The sequence below is a fragment of the Winogradskya consettensis genome, from assembly GCF_018332715.1.
Taxonomy (GTDB): Bacteria; Actinomycetota; Actinomycetes; order Mycobacteriales; family Micromonosporaceae; genus Actinoplanes; species Actinoplanes consettensis.
In genome coordinates this window covers 58,646-72,650 of the sequence record NZ_BOQP01000058.1, presented here as the reverse complement: position 1 = coordinate 72,650, position 14,005 = coordinate 58,646, and the positions used below count along the sequence as shown (strand labels likewise).

General features: G+C 68.7%; 14 protein-coding genes and 1 other RNA gene. 11 read left to right on the top strand and 4 right to left on the bottom strand.

The features are described 5' to 3' along the window. Window positions 1-91 precede the first annotated feature (91 nt). Entirely contained in the window at window positions 92-1,024 is a 933-nt protein-coding gene (locus tag Aco04nite_RS44345) for an NAD(P)/FAD-dependent oxidoreductase (protein WP_213003193.1), read from the bottom strand. A 150-nt stretch (window positions 1,025-1,174) separates the two neighbouring features. Here Aco04nite_RS44345 and Aco04nite_RS44340 point away from each other — a divergent pair, with 150 nt between their 5' ends. Then, window positions 1,175-1,609: a hypothetical protein gene (locus Aco04nite_RS44340; RefSeq protein WP_213003192.1), complete on the top strand. Its 435-nt coding sequence runs from the start codon at window positions 1,175-1,177 to the stop codon at window positions 1,607-1,609. Here the strand turns inward: Aco04nite_RS44340 and Aco04nite_RS44335 are convergent. After that, window positions 1,600-2,061, bottom strand: a complete 462-nt coding sequence (locus tag Aco04nite_RS44335; RefSeq protein WP_244876746.1) for a GNAT family N-acetyltransferase — start codon at window positions 2,059-2,061, stop codon at window positions 1,600-1,602. The genes Aco04nite_RS44340 and Aco04nite_RS44335 overlap by 10 nt on opposite strands. Window positions 2,062-2,359: 298 nt before the next feature. Further along, a complete protein-coding gene (locus Aco04nite_RS44330; RefSeq protein ID WP_213003191.1) occupies window positions 2,360-3,034 on the bottom strand; it encodes a bifunctional DNA primase/polymerase in 675 nt (224 codons plus the stop codon). Between the two features lie 245 nt (window positions 3,035-3,279). Here Aco04nite_RS44330 and Aco04nite_RS44325 point away from each other — a divergent pair, with 245 nt between their 5' ends. From Aco04nite_RS44325 to mctP, 8 genes are all read left to right on the top strand, one after another. Then, the gene (locus tag Aco04nite_RS44325; protein ID WP_213003190.1) at window positions 3,280-4,509 is read left to right on the top strand and encodes a helix-turn-helix domain-containing protein; all 1,230 of its coding nucleotides are present in this window, start codon (window positions 3,280-3,282) and stop codon (window positions 4,507-4,509) included. 13 nt (window positions 4,510-4,522) lie between these two features. Then, window positions 4,523-5,095 carry a flavoprotein gene (locus tag Aco04nite_RS44320; RefSeq protein ID WP_203834965.1) on the top strand — a complete coding sequence of 191 codons (573 nt, stop codon included), beginning with the start codon at window positions 4,523-4,525 and terminating at the stop codon, window positions 5,093-5,095. Between the two features lie 21 nt (window positions 5,096-5,116). Further along, complete coding sequence (locus Aco04nite_RS44315) at window positions 5,117-5,974, top strand: Nif3-like dinuclear metal center hexameric protein (protein ID WP_213003189.1); 858 nt, start codon at window positions 5,117-5,119, stop codon at window positions 5,972-5,974. Then, on the top strand, window positions 5,971-6,705 hold the full coding sequence (locus Aco04nite_RS44310) for a zinc ribbon domain-containing protein (protein WP_213003188.1): 735 nt from the start codon (window positions 5,971-5,973) through the stop codon (window positions 6,703-6,705). The genes Aco04nite_RS44315 and Aco04nite_RS44310 overlap by 4 nt, the downstream gene beginning before the upstream one ends. Window positions 6,706-6,710: 5 nt before the next feature. Then, entirely contained in the window at window positions 6,711-7,814 is a 1,104-nt protein-coding gene (locus tag Aco04nite_RS44305; RefSeq protein WP_244876749.1) for a bifunctional RNase H/acid phosphatase, read from the top strand. Between the two features lie 87 nt (window positions 7,815-7,901). Further along, window positions 7,902-9,200 carry a glycoside hydrolase family 18 protein gene (locus Aco04nite_RS44300; protein ID WP_213003187.1) on the top strand — a complete coding sequence of 433 codons (1,299 nt, stop codon included), beginning with the start codon at window positions 7,902-7,904 and terminating at the stop codon, window positions 9,198-9,200. Between the two features lie 181 nt (window positions 9,201-9,381). Continuing rightward, the gene (locus Aco04nite_RS44295) at window positions 9,382-9,648 is read left to right on the top strand and encodes a DUF3311 domain-containing protein (RefSeq protein WP_213003186.1); all 267 of its coding nucleotides are present in this window, start codon (window positions 9,382-9,384) and stop codon (window positions 9,646-9,648) included. Further along, complete coding sequence (gene mctP / locus Aco04nite_RS44290) at window positions 9,641-11,287, top strand: monocarboxylate uptake permease MctP (protein ID WP_213003185.1); 1,647 nt, start codon at window positions 9,641-9,643, stop codon at window positions 11,285-11,287. The genes Aco04nite_RS44295 and mctP overlap by 8 nt, the downstream gene beginning before the upstream one ends. A gap of 115 nt (window positions 11,288-11,402) precedes the next feature. Here mctP and Aco04nite_RS44285 read toward each other — a convergent pair whose 3' ends face one another. Then, window positions 11,403-11,861, bottom strand: coding sequence for a MarR family winged helix-turn-helix transcriptional regulator (locus Aco04nite_RS44285; protein ID WP_213003184.1), 459 nt, complete (start codon window positions 11,859-11,861; stop codon window positions 11,403-11,405). Window positions 11,862-12,061: 200 nt separating this feature from the next. Here Aco04nite_RS44285 and rnpB point away from each other — a divergent pair. Both rnpB and Aco04nite_RS44275 read left to right on the top strand, forming a co-directional pair. Further along, window positions 12,062-12,469: RNase P RNA component class A (gene rnpB / locus Aco04nite_RS44280), an RNA gene on the top strand. 945 nt (window positions 12,470-13,414) lie between these two features. After that, window positions 13,415-13,996: a hypothetical protein gene (locus Aco04nite_RS44275; protein WP_213003183.1), complete on the top strand. Its 582-nt coding sequence runs from the start codon at window positions 13,415-13,417 to the stop codon at window positions 13,994-13,996. Window positions 13,997-14,005: the final 9 nt, after the last annotated feature.

Genomic DNA, 14,005 nt, shown 5'->3' with positions numbered 1-14,005 from the left:
ACTGAGCCGCCGCCTCTTACCGGGCCTGTCCAAAGAGAGGCTTACTGGGCCTGTCCAGAGAGAGGCTTACTGGGCCTGTCCAGAGAGAGGCTTACTGGGCCTGTCCAGAGGGTGGCGAGTAAGCGGCAACAGCAGCAGCGGTGTCCTCGGTGATCAGGTCCATGTTCAGGGCGGCGGCGACCATGAGGCCGGCGGCGGCCGCGCTGACCACCTGGGCCATCTGGTCGGTGACGTTGCCGGCGACCCAGACGCCGGGGACGGCGGTGCGGCCGGTGGGGTCGGCGGGGACGCTGCTGCCGAAGTCGTTGGGCTCCGCGGTGAGGCCGAGTGATGCGAGCGGTTCGGCGTTGGCGAGGAAGCGGGGCGCCACGACGAGCGCGTCCCGGCGTACCAGCGTGCCGTCGCTGAGGCGTACCCCGGAAAGGGCGGGACCGTCGCTCACGACCTCGACCACCTTGTCCGTCACGATCCTGACCCCGCGGGCCCGCAGGGGCAGCAGAGCGGCCTCGTCCGCCTCGGCGGTGTGCTGGAAGAACGTGACGTCGTCGCTCCACTGGCGCCACATCATGGCCTGGTGCAGCGACATCGGTGAGGTGCCGATGATGCCGATGGCCTGGCCGCGGACCTCGTAGCCGTGGCAGTACGGGCAGTGGATCACGCCGTGGCCCCACTGCTCGCGCAGCCCGGGGATCTCCGGCAACTCGTCGGTCAGCCCGGTGGTCACGAGCAGCCGGCGTCCCTCGAAGGTGCGCCCGTCAGCGAGCGTGACGGAACGGGGAGTCGCGGAGACGACAGTGCCGGAAATGACCGAGCCGCCGTAGCGGGTCACCTCCGCGTGGGCCTGGGCGCGGAACTCGGCGGGTGGGATGTTGTCGCGGGTCAGGAAGTTGTGGATGCCGTCGGCGGGGGCGTTGCGGGGGTGTCCGGCGTCCACCAGCAGCACCGAGCGCAGGGCCCGGCCGAGGGCAACGGCGGCGCTGGCTCCGGCGGGGCCGCCGCCGATCACGATCACGTCGTAGGTCATGTGTCTACGGTGGCGCGGTGGGGTACGTACCGCAAAGAAGTTTGCTGAATTGGCAAGGCATTACCAAAAGTAGTCGAGCAACTACTCAGGATTACCAGGCGGTGACCGATCAACAAGGCCGTGCCTGCCCCCGCGGAAAGGGTCTCGACCATGCGCCGTCAGCGTCGCCGTTACATCACCCCGATTGCCGTTCTGGCCGGGCTCTTCGGCCTCGGTGCCGCCTCCGCCAACGCGGCCGGCCGGGTGAGCGCCGCGGACGGTGAGTCCGCGGCCGTGGCGCAGGCGGCTGCCGCGCCGAGCGATCCCGGCATGAAGCTGATCGCCTCGTACTCCGGGGACGCCGAGTTCAACGGGCCGCGGATCACCGTGCCGAACAGCGACTACGAGGCCATCGTCAGCTACAAGTGCGACGACGACGGGTTCCTGTACGTCTCGTGGAACGGCACGCCGTACAGCTACGAGGAGGCGCACTCGTCCGCCGGCAAGGGCACGGTCGTCCTCGCCGGCAGGGAGGGCAAGTCGAAGGGGTATTTCGCCATCGACACGTGGCTGGGGTGCTCGTGGTCGTTGAAGGTCTACTCCTGAGCGAGATCCTTCGCGTACCAGTGATCGGCGTAGAGCAGATCCCGGTGGGGCGGGATCTCCCGGAAACCGATCGCGGCGTAGAGCGCCCGGGCCTCGACGAGGTCCGAGCGGGTATCCAGGCGCAGGGTACGCAGACCGCGGTCGAGAGCAGCGTCCTCGATCGCGGCCAGTAGCCGCCGTCCCAGCCCGAGCCGTCGCGCCGACGGGTGCACGTAAACCTTGGTGACCTCGCCGACAGAAGGTTCCGCGAGCCGCAGCCCGGCGCACCCGACCGGCTCACCACCCTCACCGAATGCCACCAGCAGCACGTCCGGATCGTCGTCCGAAGCCGCGTCGACCTCCGCCGCCGTCGCGGGGCGCTCGTAGTAGCGCTCCACCATCTCGGTCAGGTACAACCGCACGATCGTGGTGGCAGCGGGGTCCCCGACGGGTGTCTCTTTGATGACAAGCACGCGCCGGATCGTGCCAAATTCCGGCCCGGTTCAGCGAGCGGGTTTCGGCCGCAGCGTCTTCGGCGGCCGTGAACCCGCAGGCCGCGAACCGATAGGGCGACTACCCAACGGGCGCGTGCCTGCGTAGCGTGACGAGTTGTTCACCCAAAAGAGTGACTCGACTACCGCAAAGTAGCCCAATAGCTTGTCTCGTGACATGTCTTCCCCCGGTCAGACCCGAATACCGCCCGCTACCAGCCTCAACGATCCGGCGGCCGGTGGGTGGCCCATGCCCTTTTTTGCACCCTGGGGCGGGCAGTCACGCGGCTCTTCGAGAGGTGGACATCTGGCGGGGCACGGTCACGGTGGTGGGCTTGAGGGGGCGCTTGCCCATCCCGTCGAGCACGGCGACGAGTATCGCCTGCACAGCGGCGGACGGGGGCAACCGCCAGCCGCTGCGGTCCGGGTGGACGGCCCAGCGGACCGGGCCCTCGGGCGTACGGCTGGGAGCGGCCGGCACCCACGAGCCGGTGCTGTGGTGCAGGACGTCGAGACAGGCGGCCAGTTCGGGACGCAGGGGCTCGTCCGGGCGTACGAAGAACATCCATCGTCCCGAGGGGGTGACCGCGACCGGACCGCCCGGATCTCCACGGTCCGGGCCGATGACGCCGGCGTGCAGCCGGATCGCACCGAGCACGCGCAGGCCGACGGCCGCGGGCACCTCGAGCACGTCGAAGGCGCCACCGGTCGCCAGCAGCACGGTGCGGGGACGATGCCGCCACCAGCTCGCCACCAGGGCGGGGTCGGTGCCGGCGTGGTCCTCCCAGGACTCGATCGCGGGGTGGCACCCCATGATCCGGCATCCCGCGCGACCACAACTGAACCGTTCACCGTCCAGGTGCGCGCCGGGTATGACCGCCCAGCCGTGCGCGGCGTAGCGCAGCGCCGCTCTGCGCATCCGGATCCGGTCGAAGAGGCTGTTGCTCCACTGCATGATCGGTTTACCCCCGAGTTGGAACTCGCCGCCGCTATACCAGGCGGGGCTGCCGTTACCTACTTCGACACGCGTCGTTGGTTGAGGCAGATCACCCTTTGCAAGTTGCATGAGAAAATACGAGCCACGGTGAGCAGCCGATCACACAACCTGTGCGACCAGCACGGACGAGTGAGGTCCACACTGCACCTGAAACACCGTGTTGCTCGCCGGCGGGGGACGCCGGATGAGTTTGGGGAGGCACCGTGGACGAGCTGCCGATCGGCCGCCGAGTCGCCTACTGGCGCGGCCGTCGCAAAATGTCCCAACAGGTCTTCGCGGACAGGTTGGGCAAATCCAAGAGCTGGGTCGACAAGGTGGAACGAGGCGTCCGCCGGCTCGACAAGTTCTCCGTCGTCTACGAGATCGCGGATGTTCTCGCCATCGACGTGACGTTGCTGCTGGGCAAGGACGTGGAACGACGTCCGGACACGCCCAACTGCATCGATCAGGTCGAGGTCGAGGAGATCCGCGCGGCGCTCGAGCGCTATGACCAGATGAGCGCGTTCTTCCATCCCATCCCGCAGGCACCGCCGCTGACGGAGATGCGCAAGGCCGTCAGTCACGCCTGGCTGACATACCAGCACGCGAAGTACGGCGTGCTGGCCCGCAAGCTCCCGCAGCTGCTCCGGGACGCGCAGGCCGCCGACAGCGCCCATGCGGGCGGCGAGGAGGCACGCGACGCCGCGCACCTGCTCGGGCAGGTCTATCAGATCGCGTCGTCGGCGCTGCGCAAGGTCGGCGAGCACGAGCTGTCCTGGCTGGCCGCGGACCGCTCGATCGCGGTCTCGCAGCGGGCCGGTGACCAGCTGCTCGCCGGGATGGCCAGCCACCGGGTCGGCATGGCGCTGCTCTCGCTGGGCCGGGTCCGCTCGGCGCTCGAGGTGAACGTCAACATCGCCAACCGGATCGCGCCGACCACCCCGGAGGCGGCCACCCCGGAGCGGTTGTCCGTCTACGGGTTGCTGCTGCTCACCGGGGCGATGGCAGCTGCCCGGATCGGCGACAGCGCCACCGTGCGCGACCTGGTCAGCGGTGCCGAGCAGGCGGCCGGCGCGCTGGGCGGGGACTTCAACTACTACTGGACGTCCTTCGGGCCGACCAACGTGGAGCTGCACCGGGCCGCGGCCGCGGTCGAGCTCGGCGACGGCGGCAAGGCGATCGAGACGCACAACGCGATCAACCAGAGCTGTTTCCAGGCGATGCTCCCGGAACGTCGCGCACATCACTTCCTGGACATAGCACGTGGTTACACGCAGCTGGGCGACGTGGAGATGGCGAGCGAGATGCTGCTGGAGGGCGACCGGCTCGCCCCGGCGGAGATCCGCTGCCGGCCACTGGCCCACGAGGTCATCTCCGACGTGCTGAGACGCACCCGGGGCACCCCGCCGGCACCCATCGCGGAGCTGGCCGAGCAGATGGGAGTCGGCGTATGAGGTGGGTTCTGCCGTGAGATCCGGCGTTCTGTACATCCTGGTCTGCGGCTCACCGATCGCCCGGGACGTGGGGTTGCTCGTCGACCTGGCCCAGCGTGACGGCTGGGAGGTCTGCGTGATCACCACGCCGGACGGCCGCAAGTTCGTCGACACCGCGGCGCTGCGTGCCCAGACGGGGCACGTCGTCCGCAGCTACTACAAGAATCCGGGCGACCACGATGTGTTACCGCCCGCTGACGCGATGATCGTGGCGCCCGCGACGGTGAACACCGTGAACAAGTGGGCCGCCGGGATCACCGACACCCTGGTCCTCGGCCTGCTGGTGGAGGGGTACGGCTTCGGCATCCCCACCGTCGTCATGCCGTACACGAACAAGGTCATGGCGATGCACCCCTCCCTGCACGACAGCATCGCCAAGCTGCGCAGCTGGGGTGTGCAGGTGCTGCACGGCGACGACGTCGTCCGGCTGGGCGGACCCGGACAGAACGACCGTTTCCGGAGCCAATTCCCCTGGCGGCGTGCGCTCCAGGCCCTGCAGACCCACTTCCAGGCCGCAGACCGAGTCGAGCCCGGGGCCCGTTCCTGAACCTGGGTAGAGTTGGCGGCCGTGACCGATACCGCCGTTGCCCCGCCCACCGTCCGTGAGGTGGTGGCCGCCCTCGACGCCCGATACCCGAGGGCCTGGGCCGAGCAGTGGGACAGGGTGGGCCCCGTCCTGGGCGACTTCGATCGCCCGGTCCGCACCGTGCTGTGCGTGGTCGACTGCGTGCCCGAGACCGTCGAGGAGGCGGTCGGGGCCGGCGCGGACCTGATCGTCGCCCATCACCCGCTGCTGCTCAAGGGCGTCTCCTCGGTCGCGCCGGACACGTTCAAGGGCCGGATCGTGCACCGCCTGATCAAGGCGGACGTCGCGCTCTACGTCGCGCACACCAACGCCGACGTCGCCAACCCGGGTGTCTCGGACGCTCTGGCGGCTCGGCTCGGCCTGATGGCGACCCGCCCGCTCGTCCCCTCCGAGGACGGGCGCGGGACAGGGCGGGTGGGAGAGCTGGCCGAGCCGCTCACCCTTGCCGAGCTGACGGCCTTCGCGGCAGATCAACTACCCTCAACCGCAGCGGGTGTACGCGCGGCAGGTGACCCTGACCGCGTCATCCGCACGCTCGCCGTCAGCGGCGGTTCGGGCGACTCCTTCCTGCGCGCTGCCGCAGCGGCGGGAGCCGACGCGTATCTCTGCGCTGACCTGCGTCATCACCCGGCGAGCGAGCACCTCGCCGCCGGCGGCCCGGCCCTGCTCGACGTCGCCCACTGGGCGAGCGAGCGGCCGTGGCTCGACGAGGTCGCGGACTGGCTGCGTACCCATCTCGGGGTCACCGCGCTCGTTTCCGACCTCGACACCGACCCCTGGACCGTGCACTCGCTCAGCCGTGAACTCTCGGCAAGCTCAGCTAAGGAGAACCACCCGTGAAGGCCGCCCCGGACGCCCAGCGCCGCCTGCTCGACCTGCAGGCCGTCGACACCGCGCTCAACCAGCTCGCGCACCGCCGCAAGTCCCTCCCGGAGCTGTCCGAGATCGAGACCGTCTCGCGGGAGATCTCCGCGCTCGAGGACGAGCGGGTCCGTGCCCAGGTCGCCGTCGACGACCTGGACCGCGACATCACCCGCTTCGAGAAGGACATCGACCAGGTCCGCACCCGCAAGAACCGCGACCAGGCCCGGCTCAACGCCGGCGGGGCGCTGCGCGAGATCGAGGGCCTGCAGCACGAGCTGGCCACGCTCAACCGGCGCCAGTCCGAGCTCGAGGACGCCGAGCTCGAGCTGATGGAGAAGCGCGAGAGCGCCGAGCAGACGCTCAACGAGATCAAGAAGCGGATCGCCCGCTCGATCGAGCGGCGCGCCGCGGCCGAGGCCCGGCGTGACGAGGCTACCGCCGAGATCACCAAGGAGCAGGAGTTCAAGACCCAGTCGCGGGCCCCGCTCGCCGCTGACCTGCCCCAGGACCTGGTCCAGCTCTACGACAAGATCCGCGCGGACACCGGTCTCGGCGCGGCCCTGGTGCGCGCCGGCCGCTGCGGCGGCTGCCGGATCGAGCTGTACGGCGCCGACCTGAACCGGGTCAAGGGCGCCCCGGCCGACGAGGTGGTGCGCTGCGAGGAGTGCCGCCGGATCATGATCCGCACGCAGGAGTCGGGCCTGTGACCGATCTGCGCGTGGCGGTCGAGGCGGACGGCGGGTCGCGGGGCAACCCCGGCCCGGCCGGCTACGGCGCCGTCGTCCTCGACGCCACCAGCGGCGACGTGCTGCTCGAGCGGTACGCGTCGCTCGGCACCACCACGAACAACGTCGCCGAGTACTCGGGCCTGATCGCGGGCCTGCGCGCCGCCGCCGAGCTGGGCGCCACCCGGGTCGACGTCCGGATGGACTCCAAGCTCGTCGTCGAGCAGATGTCCGGTCGCTGGCAGATCAAGAACCCCGGCCTGCGCCCGCTCGCCGCCGAGGCCGCGACGCTGGTCGCCGGTTTCACCGCGGTGACCTTCGACTGGATCCCGCGGGAGAAGAACAAGCTCGCGGACGCCCTGGCCAACCGCGCGATGGACGAGGCCGCGGGCAAGCCCGTCCCCGACATCTCGCTGCCGGCGTCCTCGGCCACGCCCGCTGCTCCCCGCAGCTGGGCCCCGCCGTCGCTGGACAAGGCCACCCGGCTGATCCTGGTCCGGCACGGCGAGACCGCGCTGACCAAGCAGGGCCGCTACTCCGGGCGCGGTGACGTGCCGCTCTCCGACGAGGGCGAGGCCCAGGCCATGGCCGCGGCCGGGCGGGTGGCGAGCATCAGCCGCGAGGTCGCAGCCGTCGTCTCCTCACCCCTGCAGAGGTGTACGCGCACCGCTGAGCACATCGCCGCCGAGCTCGGCAACGTCCCCGTGACGGTGATGCCGGAGCTGATCGAGTGCGACTTCGGCGACTGGGAGGGCCTGTCGTTCGCCGAGGTCCGCGAGCGCTGGCCCGCCGAGATGGACCGCTGGCTCGACTCGACCAGCGTCGCGCCTCCCGGCGGCGAGTCGTTCCAGGCGGTGGCGAAGCGGGTTCGGGGCGCGCTGGCGACGCTGCAGTCCGCGTACCCCTCGTCGGCAGTCGTTGTCGTCTCGCACGTCTCACCGATCAAGCTGATCCTGCGCGACGCGCTCGCGGCAGGCGACGCGTTCCTGCACCGGCTGTTCCTCGACGCGGCCGGCGTCTCCACGATGGACATGTGGCCCGACGGCGGCATCGCGGTGCGCTCGGTCAACGAGACGGCGCACCTTCGATAGACCGGCCGACGCTTGACCCTCCCGGGTGCGGACGTTTAGCTTCCTCAGGCAGGAAACTTTACTAAATGCTCCGCCCCTGGAGGGCTCATGCATGGGTTCATCGGCCGCGGCCTCGCCGCCGCTGCGACTGTCCTGATCGGTATCACCGCCGCACCCGGGATCGCTCACGCGTCATCCGGCCTCCCGGCCAAGCACTCCTACGTCAAGGTCGGCTACTTCACCCAGTGGGGAATCTACGGCCGCGACTTCCCCGTGGCCAAGGTGGACAAGTCCGGCGCCGCCGCCGGCCTGACCCACCTCAACTACGCGTTCGGCCCGGTCACCGCCGCCGGTGTCTGCGACTCGGCCGACCCGTGGGCCGACTGGCAGGCCCCGTTCGCCGCCGACCACAGCGTCGACGGCGTCGCCGACACCGCGGACCAGCCGATCGCCGGCAACCTCCACCAGCTCGCCGAGCTCAAGGCCAAGCACCCCGGCCTGCGGGTTCTGATGTCGCTCGGCGGGTGGAGCGGATCCGCGTACTTCTCGGACGCCGCCCTCACCGACGCCTCCCGCAAGAAGCTCGTCTCGTCCTGCGTCGACCTGTGGCTCAAGGGCAACCTGCCGGGCGTGGCGGCCGGTGCCGCGAGCGGCATCTTCGACGGCATCGACCTCGACTGGGAATGGCCGGGCTCCGCGGGCAACGACGGCAACATCATCCGGCCCGAGGACAGGACCAACTTCACGCTGCTCGCCGCGGAGTTCCGCAGGCAGCTCGACGCGCTCGGCCGCGGCACCCGCAAGCACTACGACCTGACCGCGTTCCTCCCGGCCGCCCTGGCGAAGATCGACGCCGGCTTCGAGGCCCGCAAGATCTTCAAATACCTCGATTTCGGTACGGTGCAGGGCTACGACTTCCACGGCTCCTGGGAAGCCGTCACCAACCAGCAGTCAGCGTTGCGGGTCCCGGCGGGTGCCCCGGACAACCCGGACTTCTCCATCGAGGTCGCGATCAACACGTGGCGGTCCCGCGGGGCGCCGTCCGACCAGCTGGTGCTCGGCATCCCCTACTACGGCCAGGGCTGGACCAGTGCCGGCGGTCTCTTCGCCCCGGCGACCGGTGGCGCGCCCGGCACGTTCGCTGTCGGCACCGAGGACTACAAGGTGCTCAAGACGCTGCCCGCTAAGGGGTACACGGTGCATCGCGACTGGCGAGCCGGGCACTCGTGGATCTCGGACGGTACGACCTTCTGGACGTACGACGATCCCGCGCAGATCCTGCAGAAGACGGCGTACATCCGCAGCCAGGGACTCGGCGGGGCGATGATGTGGTCGCTCGACGGGGATGACGAGAAGGCGTCGCTCACGCGTACGGTGGCGGCTGGTCTCTGGGGTCCTCGCTTCTGAGGTCTTCCGGGCTCCCGGGCTTCTTGGCTTGTTGGCGAGGCGGTGTGCCGTTCGGCGCACCGCTTTTGCCGTTCGGCGCAGCCCGATCTCCGCTACGACTCGCGTGGGAAACGTCTCGGTAACCTCCGGCCGATGGCCGTGATTACCCCGGTGACATTTCCGGCCAACGGGAGGTATCGCCATGACAGAGCCGAGATCGGTGCCACGCAGTGACCGCAGCCCCTGGAACTGGCTGCTGATAATCCCCATCGCGGTGCCGTTGCTGACGCCGCTCTACAACATGGACTCCCCGCGGCTGTGGGGCTTTCCCGCGTTCTACTGGCTGCAGTTCGCGTTCATCCTCATCGGCGTCACGACCACGTCGATCGTCTACCAGATGACCCACCGCCGCGCTGTTTCCCCGTCTCCGGCTGCTTCCACTTCTCCCTCGGAGGCCGGCGATGAGTGACCACATTGTTGAGATCGTCGTCTTCTCGGTTCTGTTCCTGCTGGTCAGCGGGATGGGCTTCGTGGCGGCCAAGTGGCGCGCGCCCAAGGACATGGCCCACCTGGACGAATGGGGGCTGGGCGGCCGCAGCTTCGGCGGCTGGATCACCTGGTTCCTCGTCGGTGGCGACCTCTACACCGCGTACACGTTCGTGGCGGTCCCCGCGCTGATCTTCGGGGCGGGTGCGGCCGGGTTCTTCGCCGTGCCGTACACGATCATCGTCTACCCGATCTTCTTCCTGATCCTCATCCGGCTCTGGTCGGTGTCGCACCGGCACGGCTTCGTCACGCCCGCCGACTTCGTCCGGACCCGCTTCGGCTCGCCGACCCTCGCGCTGCTCGTCGCGATCACCGGCATCGTCGCGACCATGCCGTACATCGCGCTCCAGCTCGTCGGCATCGAAGCCGTGCTCAAGACGATGGGCGTCACCGGGGACAGCGCCCTCGCCCGGCACGCGCCGATCATCGTGGCGTTCGCGATCCTGGCGGCGTACACGTATCAGTCGGGGCTGCGCGCGCCCGCGCTGATCGCCTTCGTCAAGGACACCCTGATCTACATCGTGATCATCGTCGCGGTGCTGTACCTGCCGTACAAGCTCGGCGGCTGGGGCACGATCTTCGACGACGCGTCCGCGAAGTTCGCCGCGAGCCCGGCACCCGGCGACGGCATCACGCTCAACACCAACAACCAGCTGCAATACATCACGCTGGCCCTGGGCTCCGCGCTCGCGCTGTTCCTGTACCCGCACAGCATCACCGGGGTGCTCGCCAGCAAGAGCCGCAACACGATCAAACGGAACATGTCGGCGCTCCCCGCGTACAGTTTCCTGCTGGGGTTGATCGCTCTTCTGGGTTATATGGCCATCTCGGCCGGAGTGAAGCCACTACCCGGCGCCAAAGCGGGCAGCGTCGACAGCAACACCGTCGTGCCGCTGCTTTTCGACCAGCAATTCCCGTCCTGGTTCGCGGGCGTCGCCTTCGCCGCCATCGGCATCGGCGCCCTCGTCCCGGCCGCCATCATGTCGATCGCCGCGGCCAACCTGTTCACCCGCAACATCTACAAGGAGTACTTCCGCCGCGACGCCACCCCGGCCCAGGAGGCGACGGTTTCCAAAATCGCGTCGCTCGTCGTCAAGGTCGGCGCGGTCGCGTTCATCATCTTCCTCGACCCGCAGTTCTCCATCGACCTGCAACTCATCGGCGGCATCATCATCCTGCAGACCGCACCGTCCGTCGGCCTGGGACTCTTCACCCGCTGGTTCCACCGCGGCGGCCTGATGGCGGGCTGGGCCGCCGGCATGGGCCTCGGCATGTGGATGCTCTACAGCATCCCGAACGCCGCCACCGGCCGTAAACACTTCGGCGGCTCGGCGTTCCCGCTGTCCGACTTCGGCTTCGACACACCCCGGACCATCTACGTCGGCTTCATCGCCGTCCTGGTCAACCTCGTCGTCGCAGTCATCGCCACCCTGATCCTGCGAGCCCTGAAAACCCCGGACGGCATCGACGGCACCAGGCCCGACGACTTCTTCGCCGACGAAGGCGACCCCCGCCTCGAAACCGCCCGCACCACGCCGGACGCCGTCGGCTCCTCGACCTGACCCGCTCCCACCCTGCGCCGCGGTCCTGGAATTCCTCTCCGGGGCCGCGGCCTTTTGCTCCACCCGGGCTGCTCCGCCCGGGCTGCTCTACCCGGGCCGCTTTGCTGGGGCCGCTTTATTGGGGGCCGCGGCCTTTGATGTAGGCATCCATGTCGTGGGTGAAGCGCTCCAGCACCGCGGCCAGATCCTTACGCTCCTGCCCCGTCCAATCCTTGAGCACGACGTCATACAACTCCCGGCGCGCCCTGCTGACGGCCTCCACCTGCGCAAGCCCCTCCGCAGTGGCAGCAATGACAGTGCCCCGCCCGTCATCGGGATCAGCGCTCCGCTCCACCAGCGCATCCCGATGCATGGCCCCGACCTGCCGCGTCACCGTCGACCCGTCAAGATTGAGCCGATGCGCGACAGCCGAGATATTCTGCGGCCCCGACTCCCTCAGCAACCGCAAAATCACATAGGCGGCCCGATCCAGGGCCCGATGCGGTCGCGGCGAACTCCGCCGGGTGGCCTCGCCGAGCCGGATCAGCATCGCGACCTGAGTCTCAATGCTCCCGAGCGCCAATTCGTCGTCCATGAGCGGTAATCGTAGGTGTCGCTTCCTGAAAGTTAGCTGCGAATCCACCAGCTTTCACTTTCCCCACCCACCCACGCCCACTCTTCACTCGTCAACCAGCCGCTGCACCCCCGGTCTGCCTGACGGCGTGTCACCTCAGCGTCAACGTGTTGCCCGACCTCGGCGCTGTCGGAAGGTCCCGTAGGATGGTTGGTGACGGACGAGTTGGCTGGGCGGTCGCGTCGGTGTCACCCTCGCGGTGGCGCCGCCGAGGAACGTCCGGACTCCTCAGAGCAGGGTGGTTGCTAACGGCAACCCGGGGCGACCCGCGGGAAAGTGCCACAGAGAAAAGACCGCCGGCACGCTCGTCGTGCCGGTAAGGGTGAAACGGTGGGGTAAGAGCCCACCAGCACCCCGGGCGACCGGGGTGGCTCGGTAAACCCCACCCGGAGCAAGGCCAAGCAAGGCCCCGACCGCAAGGAAAGGGCCGGCGCAGGGTTCGAGGGCTGCTCGCCCGATCCTGCGGGTAGGCCGCAAGAGCATGCCGGCAACGGCAAGCCGAGATGGATGACCGCCCAGCGGCGAGCAATCACCGCGGACAAAATCCGGCGTACAGGCCAACTCGTCCGTCACTTACCTGGTCGCCGTCGTCACAATGGCGCTGACCTGGACCTATAGATACTCACCAATGGTCACTCTTGGTGAGTTTTAGGCATCGTTTGACGCCCTGAGGACGCCCTGACGCCCTGGGGACGCCCTGAAGGAGATCATCTTCGGGGCCCTTTGGCCTCCACGGCGACGCGCTCCCGGCCCAAGCCATCCCGTCCGCCGTCGACCCACACTCTGTGGTGCGGGCCCGGTCCTGGGCGCCAAGGTGGAGCGCCCCACCGGACGTACGACCTTGGCGCCCAGGACCGGGTCTGCTCGGCTTCGCCTGGGCCGGCGGTGGGCGGGATGGCTGCTCCATCCCAGAAGCCTGAGAGCCCCCGCCGGAGGCATCCTCCGAGATTGGCTGCCGTCGCAGAGGTAGGCCGGTGCGCCGGCCGATGCCGCCCGGAGGGCGCCAGCAGGCCGAGCGCGGCCGGCCGCGCCGCGCTCGCGCGGCGCCTTGATTCAGAAAAGATGAATTCGGCACTACTTCACCCACGGCGCCTACGCATTTCGTCACCGGGGGGAGGACGCCCATCCCGGCAGGGTTGTCATATGACAAGTCTTATGCGGTTGGCGAGGCCTAGTAATCTGCCTCTAGGGATTAACGCTCACTCAATCGCCGTGCTCAAACGAGCAAAAGCATCGACGATCACCGCTGTAGCGGTTAGCCGATCGGGGGATCGAAGGACTGTGCAGCACGACGACCAATGGCAGCCTCAGGTGAACGTGACGTCTCCTGACCGGACGGTGCGACTGCTGGCCGATCGATCGGGCCAACTCGCGGTGGAGGTGCAGGACTTACACCGGCATACCGAGGATTCGCTGGCCGGGCAGATCCGAGCGGCAGCGCGCGTAGCCCTGGCATCGCTGCAAGACCGGGGCTCGGATGCCGACCTGACACCGGCTCCTGCTGAGGACCCGCGTTGGACGTGGTCGTGAACACAAAACGCCTGTCTGCCTTCGTGGGTTTCGGCACATTGGCTGTCATCGTCGTTGCCGTTGCTGTTTGGCAGCTCAATCCGTTCGGCGACAAGCAGACGTGGGTACCGACCTGCTCGGACCTGAGTGCACCGATGCAGTCGGCGGTCGGTGGGGCATGGGCTGTTGGGAAGGACGATCCTTCCCGGAAGGTCAATGACTCGTCGACCTTGTGCGAGCTTGCGTTCACGTCCTCCGATCAGCGGTTCATCGGCACCGTGCAGGTCTTTCTCAGCGGCGCAGGCGATGACGACGCGGCTCGCCGTGAGGCGGACGGTTATCCCTGCGACGGGGTCCAGTCGGCCTCCGCGCCAGCGGATGGATATTCCGTCTACCGCTCGTGTGGCCGAACCCTGGGAGGGCGCCACAACGTGTCGGTGGTGGCGGCACAGGACCAGCGTTGGCTGAGCCTGACGCTGTCGACCTCGATCCCTGCTGGCGGCACACCTTCTGACGTCAGCGCCTTCGGCCAGGACACGCTCAGCGCGCTCGCCCACCAGTGCGTGACGCTGTCCGACAGTAAGTAAGGCCCGAGA

Bases quoted from the DNA above. Each gene is read 5' to 3' on its own strand.
- Aco04nite_RS44300 (WP_213003187.1), top strand. From the start codon at position 7,902: ATGCATGGGTTCATCGGCCGCGGCCTCGCCGCCGCTGCGACTGTCCTG.
- Aco04nite_RS44340 (WP_213003192.1), top strand. From the start codon at position 1,175: ATGCGCCGTCAGCGTCGCCGTTACATCACCCCGATTGCCGTTCTGGCC.
- Aco04nite_RS44330 (WP_213003191.1), bottom strand. From the start codon at position 3,034: ATGCAGTGGAGCAACAGCCTCTTCGACCGGATCCGGATGCGCAGAGCG.
- mctP (WP_213003185.1), top strand. From the start codon at position 9,641: ATGAGTGACCACATTGTTGAGATCGTCGTCTTCTCGGTTCTGTTCCTG.
- Aco04nite_RS44285 (WP_213003184.1), bottom strand. From the start codon at position 11,861: ATGGACGACGAATTGGCGCTCGGGAGCATTGAGACTCAGGTCGCGATG.
- Aco04nite_RS44345 (WP_213003193.1), bottom strand. From the start codon at position 1,024: ATGACCTACGACGTGATCGTGATCGGCGGCGGCCCCGCCGGAGCCAGC.
- Aco04nite_RS44295 (WP_213003186.1), top strand. From the start codon at position 9,382: ATGACAGAGCCGAGATCGGTGCCACGCAGTGACCGCAGCCCCTGGAAC.